Consider the following 1,407-nt stretch of genomic DNA (forward strand, 5'->3'; position numbering starts at 1 on the left):
GAATATATGATCAAGAACTTCGAGGCCATGGCCTGCGGCTGCGTATTATTCGCTTGGGATCAGGGCGAATCGGAAAATAAGGCGTTGGGTTTTGTCGATATGGCGAATCTGGTGCTTTACCGAAGTCTCGAGGAGCTGCGAAGCAAACTTGGGATACTGCGTTCCGATCCCGCGCTGGCTGTCCGCATTGCTGCGGCGGGGCGAGCATTGGCCGAGGAGCGATATACTTTTTTGAACATTGGGCGGCTTATTGTCCAAGCACTGGAGGAACCGCTTCGAGAGCGCCCGGCGATGGGGCTGTTAAATCGGTTGCGCCTGCGATTAGGGATGAAGTGAACATGCGTATTCGTCTTTTGATTCCCTATTTCGGTCGCTGGCCGTTTTGGCTGCCTTTCTTTTTGCAAGCCTGCAGATGGAACACTGACATCGAGTGGCTTTTTTTTACGGATTGCGGTGCGCCAGATAATTTGCCAGAGAACGTAAAGATCCAGCCAATGTCTTTCGCAGGCTACTGCCAATTAGTGAGTAAGGGGCTCGGCATCTCGTTCAACCCAACTAGCCCTTACAAACTCTGTGACATCAAGCCAGCATTGGGATATTTACATTCCGAGCATTTGGAGGGCTTCGATTTTTGGGGTTTCAGTGATATCGATCTCATCTATGGGGATTTGAGACAATATTTTTCTGATGAGCGGCTCTCCAGATACGATCTAATCTCTACGCACGCCCGCCGTATTTCTGGCCACCTGTGTATGTTGCGGAACAATAAGCGCATGCGCGAGGCCTTTATGAACATTCCCGGTTGGCAGAGCTGTTTCGAAGACCCTGCCCACTATGCGTTCGATGAAGGGGCGTTCAGTCGATTATTTATTCGACACAAAAACTGGCCAGAAGGGATTCGGCGGATAGCTGATAAGTTTAATCCGTGGCGCCGGCGTAGCGAATTCACTGAAGCGTTCAGCACCCCGCATGCTCGCGTTCCCTGGCTCGGCGGTGGCTTCGACTTCCCAGAGTGCTGGATGTGGAACGTTGGAAAACTAACGAACAACCGGGATGGTTTACGTGAATTCCCCTATTTCCACTTCATAACTTGGAAGAGCTCGAAGTGGTCAGATGGTCAGTCTGAAACATTGATCCAGCCTCCGGATCTGTCTTCAAGACCCGCATGGTGTATCACGGAACAGGGTTTTCGACCTTATGGCCGCAGTCTGGGCTCTGAGGAAAAAGCCAGTGTCGTTGAAGTGCTTTAAAGCGGCCTGACTGGAGACGGCAAAAATGAGCACAATCAGTATTGTCTGGTCCTCGGGCAAGGCTTATGCGTCGATCCACAAGGTGCACGACCAGATTCTGTCACTGGCAGCTAACCGGGGCGATATACACACCTGGGTTTTGCAGGGCCAGGAGGAT

General features: G+C 51.6%; 2 protein-coding genes. Both read left to right on the forward strand.

Annotated elements, in window-relative coordinates:
• On the forward strand, positions 1-336 hold a 336-nt coding region (locus DQ405_RS26915; RefSeq protein WP_168426514.1), incomplete at its 5' end, for a glycosyltransferase.
• Positions 337-338: 2 nt separating this feature from the next.
• The gene (locus DQ405_RS26920) at positions 339-1,250 is read left to right on the forward strand and encodes a DUF6625 family protein (protein ID WP_178114079.1); all 912 of its coding nucleotides are present in this window, start codon (positions 339-341) and stop codon (positions 1,248-1,250) included.
• Positions 1,251-1,407: the final 157 nt, after the last annotated feature.

This window comes from Pseudomonas sp. SST3, from assembly GCF_003325755.1.